The 7,743-nt window shown below is 67.5% G+C and carries 6 protein-coding genes and 2 pseudogenes; 3 read left to right on the plus strand and 5 right to left on the minus strand.

What is annotated here, in order from left to right; all coding sequences use genetic code 11:
• Positions 1-61: 61 nt before the first annotated feature.
• The 4 genes and pseudogenes from C461_RS11955 to C461_RS11970 all read right to left on the minus strand — a co-directional run bounded on the left by C461_RS11955 (position 62) and on the right by C461_RS11970 (position 4,557).
• Positions 62-1,247 (minus strand): annotated as a pseudogene (locus C461_RS11955) (ABC transporter ATP-binding protein).
• The gene (locus tag C461_RS11960) at positions 1,247-2,131 is read right to left on the minus strand and encodes a carbohydrate ABC transporter permease (protein WP_008001566.1); all 885 of its coding nucleotides are present in this window, start codon (positions 2,129-2,131) and stop codon (positions 1,247-1,249) included. Before C461_RS11960 ends, C461_RS11955 begins: the two are co-directional and overlap by 1 nt.
• Positions 2,128-3,183: a carbohydrate ABC transporter permease gene (locus C461_RS11965; protein ID WP_008001567.1), complete on the minus strand. Its 1,056-nt coding sequence runs from the start codon at positions 3,181-3,183 to the stop codon at positions 2,128-2,130. The genes C461_RS11960 and C461_RS11965 overlap by 4 nt, the downstream gene beginning before the upstream one ends.
• 6 nt (positions 3,184-3,189) lie before the next feature.
• Positions 3,190-4,557, minus strand: a complete 1,368-nt coding sequence (locus C461_RS11970; protein WP_049906616.1) for an ABC transporter substrate-binding protein — start codon at positions 4,555-4,557, stop codon at positions 3,190-3,192.
• A gap of 140 nt (positions 4,558-4,697) precedes the next feature.
• Here C461_RS11970 and C461_RS11975 point away from each other — a divergent pair, with 140 nt between their 5' ends.
• Both C461_RS11975 and C461_RS11980 read left to right on the plus strand, forming a co-directional pair.
• Complete coding sequence (locus C461_RS11975; RefSeq protein WP_008001572.1) at positions 4,698-5,747, plus strand: AAA family ATPase; 1,050 nt, start codon at positions 4,698-4,700, stop codon at positions 5,745-5,747.
• 2 nt (positions 5,748-5,749) lie between these two features.
• Positions 5,750-6,382, plus strand: coding sequence for a protein sorting system archaetidylserine decarboxylase (locus C461_RS11980; RefSeq protein ID WP_049906618.1), 633 nt, complete (start codon positions 5,750-5,752; stop codon positions 6,380-6,382).
• A gap of 35 nt (positions 6,383-6,417) precedes the next feature.
• On the opposite strand, the gene C461_RS11985 is transcribed toward C461_RS11980, so the two are convergent.
• Complete coding sequence (locus C461_RS11985; RefSeq protein WP_008001576.1) at positions 6,418-7,167, minus strand: pirin family protein; 750 nt, start codon at positions 7,165-7,167, stop codon at positions 6,418-6,420.
• 204 nt (positions 7,168-7,371) lie between these two features.
• Between C461_RS11985 and sod the strand changes: the two are divergent.
• A pseudogene (gene sod, locus C461_RS11990) lies at positions 7,372-7,743 on the plus strand (superoxide dismutase [Mn]); the annotation flags it as partial.

Genomic DNA, 7,743 nt, shown 5'->3' on the forward strand with positions numbered 1-7,743 from the left:
CGCGGTAGGTCCGCGGTGGACCCGCGTAGATCCGCGGTAGATCCGCGGATCACTCCCTCGCTCAGACTCGCGAGTCGTCCAGTTCCGCGTCGTCGAGCGAGCGGCTGTGAACCGCCTCGCCGGACGCGCCGTCGAACAGGTGGACCGCGTTCTCGGGGAGCGTGACGGCGACTGTCGCGCCGGCCTCGATCTGTCGGAGGCCGTCGACCGTCGCGATCAGCTCCGGCCCGTCGGCTATCGAGAGGTGGACCACGTTCTCGTCGCCCATCGGCTCGACGACGTCGACCGTCGCGTCGAAGGTGTGATCGCCGTCGGAAGCGCCCTCGACGTCGACGGTGACGTCCTCGGGACGGATCCCGAGCGTGACCGCTGCGCTCTCGGCGACCGCGTCGGCGGCCGCCTCGGCGAGCGGGTATCGGAACCCCTCGGCGACGAGCGTGTCGCCCTCGACGTCGCAGTCGACGAAGTTCATCGACGGCTCCCCGATGAAGCCGGCGACGAACCGGTTCGCCGGACGGTGGTACGCCTCGAGCGGTGTCGCCACCTGCTGAAGCTCTCCGGCGTCCAATATCGCTATCCGGTCGCCCATCGTCATCGCCTCCGTCTGGTCGTGCGTGACGTAGACGGTGGTCGTGTCGAGATTGGCCTGGAGCTGTTGGAGCTCCGTCCGCATCTCCGACCGGAGCTTCGCGTCGAGGTTGCTGAGCGGCTCGTCCATCAGGAACGCCTTCGGCTCGCGCACGATGGCGCGACCGAGGGCGACGCGCTGCCGCTGGCCGCCGGAGAGCGCCCCCGGCTTCCGGTCGAGCAGCTCGGTGATNGAGATGTGTATAAGAGACAGGCTTCCGGTCGAGCAGCTCGGTGATGTCGAGGAGCGCCGCGGTGTCCTCGACGCGCCGGTCCATCTCGTCGCCGTCGAGGTCCGTCGACTCCTCCAGACCGAACCGCATGTTCTCGCGGACGGTCATATGCGGGTACAGCGCGTAGCTCTGGAACACCATCGCGATGTCCCGCTCGGCCGGACCGCGCTCGTTCATCCGCCGGCCGTCGAGTCTGATCTCGCCGTCCGTGATCGATTCGAGCCCGGCGATCATCCGGAGGGTCGTGGATTTCCCACAGCCCGAGGGGCCGACGAGGACGAGGAATTCCCCGTCCGCGATGTCGACGTCCACGTCGTCTACGGCGAGGACGGAGCCGTCCCCCTCGCCGAATCGCTTCGTCACCGAGTCGAGTTCGAGTCGTGCCATTATGTTTCACCTGCGACGCCTTTCGCGAACTGTTCACCGAAGAGGACGTACACGACGAGCGTCGGCAACGCCGCGACGAACGCCCCCGCCATCTGAAGGTTGAACTGCTGGACGAACGACCCCTGAAGCTGGTTGAGCGCGACCGTCACGACCTGATTGGACGGGTCGCTGACCAGCACGATGGCGAACAGGAGGTCGTTCCATATCTGCGTGAACTGGTAGATGAGCGTCACCGCGAAGATGGGCACCGACAGCGGGAGGATGATGCGGCGGTAGATCGTCGCCGCCGAAGCGCCGTCCAGCCGCGCCGCCTCCAGCATCTCGTCGTCGATGGTCGCGTAGTACGAGCGGAACAGCACCGTACAGATCGGGATCCCGTACGCGACGTGGGTGATACTCAAGTTGATCAGCCCCTGGTAGTCGTCGACGACCGCGAGCGGGATCCGCCCGCCGAGGTCGACGAACGACCAGAACTGCGTCAGGGGAACCAATACCGCCTGGTACGGGATGAAGACGCCGGCGACGAACAGCACCAGCACGGCGATCTGGCCGCGCCAGCGCAGGTTCGTCAGCCCGTACGCCGCCAGCGACCCGAACAGCGCGGACAGCACCGTCGCCGGCACCGCCATCAGCGCGCTGTTGAGCAGGCCGGCCGAGAGGCGCTCGAACGCCGTTCCCCACGCGGAGGTCGTGAACTCGCCGACCGGCGGGGGCGCGAACGGAGTCGTCGCCCGGAAGCCGTCAGGAGTCTTGAAGGCGGTCGTCAGCCCGGACTCCAGCGGAGCGAGGTAGAACGCGACCATCGCGAGCAGCACCGCGTAGAGCGCGATTCGGGACGTGTCGATGCCGTCGAGCAGCGATCCGTCGCCCGCGTCGGCGCTCATAGCTCACCCCGCCGGTACTGCAAGTAGAGGTACGGACCGATCACGCTCAGCGCCATCAAGAACAGCACCATCGCGACCGCCGAGCCGTACGCCCACTGGAGCCTGTCGAACGCGACGCGGAACATCATCACGGAGAGGATGTCCGCGGAGCTGCCGGGGTTGACCCCGAACAGCACGAACAGGAAGTCGAACGCCTTCAGCGCGAACACGACCAGCACGACGGCCGCCGACATCGTCGAAGCCCGTAGCTGCGGGATGATAACGCGTCGGTAGAGCCGGACGGTCGAGGCGCCGTCGATCCGGGCCGCCTCGTACTGATCGTGCGGAATGGCGCGCAACCCGGCGAGGTACACGACCATGCAGTACCCCGAGAACTGCCACATCAGCGCGAAGATGATCGCCGCCAGCTTGAACCGCGGATCGGAGAGCCACGCCTGCGTGAGCGCGTCGAGCCCGACCCCGCGGAGCGCCACGTTGATCAGTCCGATCCGAGGGTTGTACATCCACGACCAGAAGATCGCCGTGACGACGAACGAGAGGCTCATCGGCAGCAGGTAGATCGTCCGGAACGTGTTCTCGAACCGGATCTGCTGGTCGACGAGGATCGCGAGGAACAGCCCGACGACGAGCGAAAGCGCCGTGAACACGACCAGCAGCGCGATCGTGTTCCGGAACGCCGCGATGAACGAGGCGTCCGAGAGCAGTTCCGTGTACGCCGCCGTCGACAGCGAGGAGTAGTCCGGAGCGCCGAGCCCCTCCCAGCCGGTCAGCGAGATGAGGAAGTTCCACGAGATGGCGCCGTAGACGAAGAAGAACACGAGCAGCCCCGGCGGCCCCCAAAACGGGAGCGATTCGAGGAACCGGCTCCGCCGAAGCCGCGTGATCACGGATGCGTCGGCCGTGTCCGTCGACGACGACGGATCGTCGGCACCGTCGACGACCGCGCCGCCGTCGGTCCGGACCTCCGGATCGTCGGACGCGGTCGACTCGCCTTCGGTGGCCGGTGACCCGTCGGTGTCGCGCAGCAGCGCCGCAAAGATCCGCGATGACATCGCGGATTAGAACGCGTCGCGGATCCCTTCGTACGCCGCGTCGACGTCGAGGTTCCCGTTGAAGTTGGCGAAGGTCTCGTCCAGCGCGGAGTGGATCGCCGGCGCGACGCCGGTGCCGTGTGCGATCGTCGGCGGCTGGCTGTCGGAGTTCTGGAAGTCCTCGAACTGTCGGGTGAGGAAGTCGCCGAACTCGTCCATGGGAACGTCGGTGCGGGGCGGAATGGAACCCTTGATCGGGTTGAACCGCTCCTGGGCGTCGACGGTGCCCGCGTAGTTGAGGAACTGCTCTGTCGCCTCCGGCGACGGGTTGTTCGTCGGGAAGACGAACGAGTCAATGACGGAGTGGTACACGCCCGAGGTGCCCGGGAACGGCACCATGTCCCAATCGTCGCTGAACTCGAAGTCGCTCGCGCCCTCGTACTGGCCGGCCGCCCAGTCGCCCTGGTGGAGGAACGCGGCGTCGCCGGCGATCAGCCCGTCGTTCCCTTGGTCCCACGTGATGGACCCCGCGTCCTCGGGGATGTACTCGAGGTAGTCCGCGAGCAGTTCGAGCGCGGACCGGACCTCGTCTTCGAGCCCTTCGACGTCGCCGTCGAGGAGGGTCTGGTAGTCGTCGACGCTCTGCTGGCCGATGAACACGTTCTCCCACAGCTGCAGCGAGGACCACGGACTCTGGGTCTGGTGAGCGAGCGGCGTGGCGTCGGTCTCGGCGTCGATCGTCTCCAACGCGTCGAGCAGGCCCTGCGGGCTGTCGATGGTGCTCGGGTCGACGCCGGCGTCCTCGACGACGGAGACGTTGTAAAACAGGTTGTTCAGCCGGTGGATGTTGATCGGAACCGCGACCAAGTCGCCGGCCGGCTGGGAGAGTTCCACGACGCCGTCGAGGTAGGCGTCGCGCATCTCGTCGTCCCACACGGAGTCGCCGATGTCCTCTAAGAGGTCCTCGTTCGTGTACGGCGTCAGCGCCTGACCGGGCCAGATCTGGAACGTGCTCGGCGGGTTCCCGTCGATCACGCGGTTCTGGATCACGGCGTCGATCGCGGAGCCGGCCCCACCGGGCGCCGGGTTGTCGACGACTTCGACGTCCGGGTTCGCCTCGCGGAACCCGTCGAGCAGCGCGTTGAACGCGTCCTGCTCGCCGCCCGCGGTCCACCAGTGGACGATCTCCAGTTCGCTCGTGTCGCCGGAGCCGTCGTCGGAGCCGTCGTCCATGCTTCCGTCGTCTCCGGACCCGTCGTCACTCGACCCGTCGTCACCGGATCCGCCGTCGTCGGAACATCCGGCGAGGGTCACGGTCGCGATGGCGCCAGCACCGGCAACGTAGTGGCGGCGAGTGAGACGCTCAGCGTCGTCAGATGGGTCGTGTTGTGACATGTACAATAATGATCTATTGGGTGTGTACTTAACGGTTGATGTTTACTTACTTCGTTTATCAGAAATAATTACCTCGCGTCGGTCGGTCCGTCGGTCTCTGACCGACCGATTCTTGACCGCGCGCCCCCGAATGGGACACAATGGAGGGACCGCTGTGGATCGACACGCACGCCCCCGCGCTCGACGAGATCCGTCAGGACGAGGCCCGAGAGCGGCTGGAGCGGGCGGTCGACGAGCCGATGAACCTCGTGGTGCAAGGGCCGCCCGGCGTCGGAAAGACGGCGGCGACGCGGGCGCTGACGCGCGCGTCCCACGAGAACCCCGAGACCGACCTGATCGAGATCAACGTCGCCGACTTCTTCGGGCGGACGAAAAAGGAGATCCGGACTGACCCCCGCTTCGAGGGGTTCCTGCAGGGGCGGAGTCGGATGGCGAAACGCGACATGATCAACCGCGTGCTGAAGGAGTCGGCGTCGTACGCGCCGATGTCCGGCGAGTACAAGACGGTCCTGTTGGACAACGCCGAAGCGATCCGCGAGGACTTTCAGCAGGCGCTCCGGCGCGTGATGGAACAGCACCACCGGACGACGCAGTTCGTGATCGCCACCCGGCAGCCGTCGAAGCTCATCGCGCCGATCCGGTCGCGCTGTTTCCCGGTCCGCGTCCGGGCGCCGACGACCGACGAGACGATCGACGTGCTGGAGACGATCTGCGAGCGCGAGGGCGTGACGTACGACGCCGACGGACTGGAGTTCGTCGCCAGCGCGGCCGGCGGCGACCTCCGCGAGGCGATCCTCTCCGCGCAGGCGACAGCGGTCGACGGCGGTGAGATCACCATGTCGACGGCCTACGAGACGCTCGGCGAGGTCGGCGACGACGACGCGATCCGCGAGGCGCTCGCCGACGCCCGGGCCGGCGATCTCAAAGACGCCCGGTCGACGCTCGACGACCTGCTCGACGAGGGCGGATACGACGGCGAGGAGCTGCTCCGGGAGACGCTGCGCGTCGCCCGCGCCGGCTCCGACTACGGCGGCGCCGACCTCGCGCGGCTCCACGTCCTCGCCGGCGAGGCCGACCTCGACCTCACCGACGGGCTCGACGACCGGATCCACCTCACCCACCTGCTCGCGGCGTGGGCCGCGGGCCGCACCGAACTCCGAGCCCCCCTGCGGGACCCCGTGGAGGCCTGACGATGGCTCGAAACCCGCCACTCGCCCGTCTACTCCCGTTCTCGGTGGTCGACGAGGCGTGGCGGCTCGCGCTCGTGCCCGCGCTCGGCGCGGCCGTGACGCTTCCGCTCGTGCCGCCGGTCGGCGTCGTCCTCCTCGCGCTGGCGCTCGGAATCCTCTGGTTCCACCGCGACCCCGATCGCTCGCCGCCGGACGCCGAGGGAATCGTCGTCGCGCCCGCCGACGGAACCGTCTCGGTCGTCCGCGAGGAGGGGAACCGGATCCGGGTCGGCGTGTTCATGAACGTCACCGACGTGCACGTGAACCGCGCCCCGATCGCCGGGGAGGTCCGCGAGGTCAGACACCGGCCGGGCGCGAACCGACCCGCGTTCGACAAGGAGTCCGACCGCAACGAGCAGGTCGTTATCGACTTCGGCGAGTACGAACTCCTGATCATCGCCGGCTGGTTCGCCCGCCGGATTCACCCGGCGGTGGAGCCGGGCGACGTCGTCGACCGCGGCGAGCGCGTCGGTCACGTCTCGTTCGGCTCCCGCGCCGACGTGGTCCTCCCCGCCGACGTCGACGAGGCCGACCTGCTCGTTCGCGAGGGCGACACGGTTCGGGCCGGCGAGACGATCATCGCCGAAGGAGCGTGAGCGGCACCGCGGCCGCGGTCGGCGGCGTCGTTTCCTTATAAGACGAACGGCCCCTGCTGGCGGATCGGTTCATTGTGCGGGCGCCCGGCGACCGCGACGAGACGGAGCCCCTCGTCGGTCGCGACCTCGAACTCGCCGCCCGACCGCGTCGGGACGACGTCCCCCTCGCCGAACGCGCGACCGTCGACGGTCCCGCTTCCGGCGACGGCGTAACAGAAGCCCGCCCACCCGTCCGGTACCGACCACGTCCACCCGTCCGCGACCCGAACGTCGAGATACGTCATCGGCGTGTGCAACTCGATCGGCGAACCGTCGCCGACGACGGTCGTGACCGTCGCGCCGTCCAGCTCTCGGGTGGGGAGCTCGGCGGCGCTCGCGTCGACGTAGTCGGGCTCGACCCCCTTCTTCTCGCGCGGGAGGTTCACCCAGAGCTGAAGCCCGTTGCAGGCCGCGCCGTCGGCGGGGAACTCGGAGTGACGGATACCGCCGCCGGTCGTGATCCGCATCGCCTCGTTCTCGCGGGCGGTGTGTTCGACGCCGAGCGAGTCGGCGTGGTCCATCCCGCCGTCGATCATGTACGAGACGATCTCGAACCCCTTGTGCGGGTGCATCGGGAACCCCGTGTCGGGCTCGATGTAGAACCGCTCGAAGAGGACGAACGGATCGAGGTTCGCCGGGAACCCGCTCGTGGGAAACGCCCGGTTCGAGTTCACCCCGGTTCCGTGTCGGACCGTCTCGCCGGCGATCGGCCAGTCGGCGTCGGTCGGCGTCGGGTCGGTGAACATACGCGATCCGAGTAGTTCGGGACGCATAAGCGACCCGTCAGCGGTAGCGATGAACAGTCGGATAGCAGTAATAAATCTCAGAAAAGGCCCCCTAGAATACCGATATAAACCCGTATAAGCGGCTTATAAATGAGTCAATTGTTTTACTGAAAAGCGCTACAGAGAACGTTCATGTGTCCCGCGGGCAAACGACCGCTCGGAGACATGAGCTACGAACTCGATCCGCTGCCGTACGATTACGACGCGCTGGAGCCGCACATCTCCGAGCAGGTGCTCGAATGGCATCACGACACCCACCATCAGGGCTACGTGAACGGCTGGAACGCGGCCGAAGAGACGCTCGAAGCCAACCGCGAGGAGAGCGACTTCTCCTCGTCGGCGGGCGCGATCCGGAACGTGACGCACAACTCCTCGGGGCACATCCTCCACGACCTGTTCTGGCAGAACATGAGCGCGGAGGGCGGCGACGAGCCCGAGGGAGCGCTCGCGGACCGCATCGCGGAGGACTTCGGCTCGTACGAGGCCTGGAAGGGCGAGTTCGAGGCGGCGGCCTCCGGCGCGTCCGGCTGGGCGCTC

Source organism: Halorubrum aidingense JCM 13560 (assembly GCF_000336995.1).
In the GTDB taxonomy this organism is placed as follows: domain Archaea; phylum Halobacteriota; class Halobacteria; order Halobacteriales; family Haloferacaceae; genus Halorubrum; species Halorubrum aidingense.

What these genes read in the sequence shown, in the direction of transcription:
- C461_RS11960 (WP_008001566.1), bottom strand. Translation starts at nt 2,131, where the DNA reads ATGAGCGCCGACGCGGGCGACGGATCGCTGCTCGACGGCATCGACACG.
- C461_RS11965 (WP_008001567.1), bottom strand. Translation starts at nt 3,183, where the DNA reads ATGTCATCGCGGATCTTTGCGGCGCTGCTGCGCGACACCGACGGGTCA.
- C461_RS11970 (WP_049906616.1), bottom strand. Translation starts at nt 4,557, where the DNA reads ATGTCACAACACGACCCATCTGACGACGCTGAGCGTCTCACTCGCCGC.
- C461_RS11975 (WP_008001572.1), top strand. Translation starts at nt 4,698, where the DNA reads ATGGAGGGACCGCTGTGGATCGACACGCACGCCCCCGCGCTCGACGAG.
- C461_RS11980 (WP_049906618.1), top strand. Translation starts at nt 5,750, where the DNA reads ATGGCTCGAAACCCGCCACTCGCCCGTCTACTCCCGTTCTCGGTGGTC.
- C461_RS11985 (WP_008001576.1), bottom strand. Translation starts at nt 7,167, where the DNA reads ATGTTCACCGACCCGACGCCGACCGACGCCGACTGGCCGATCGCCGGC.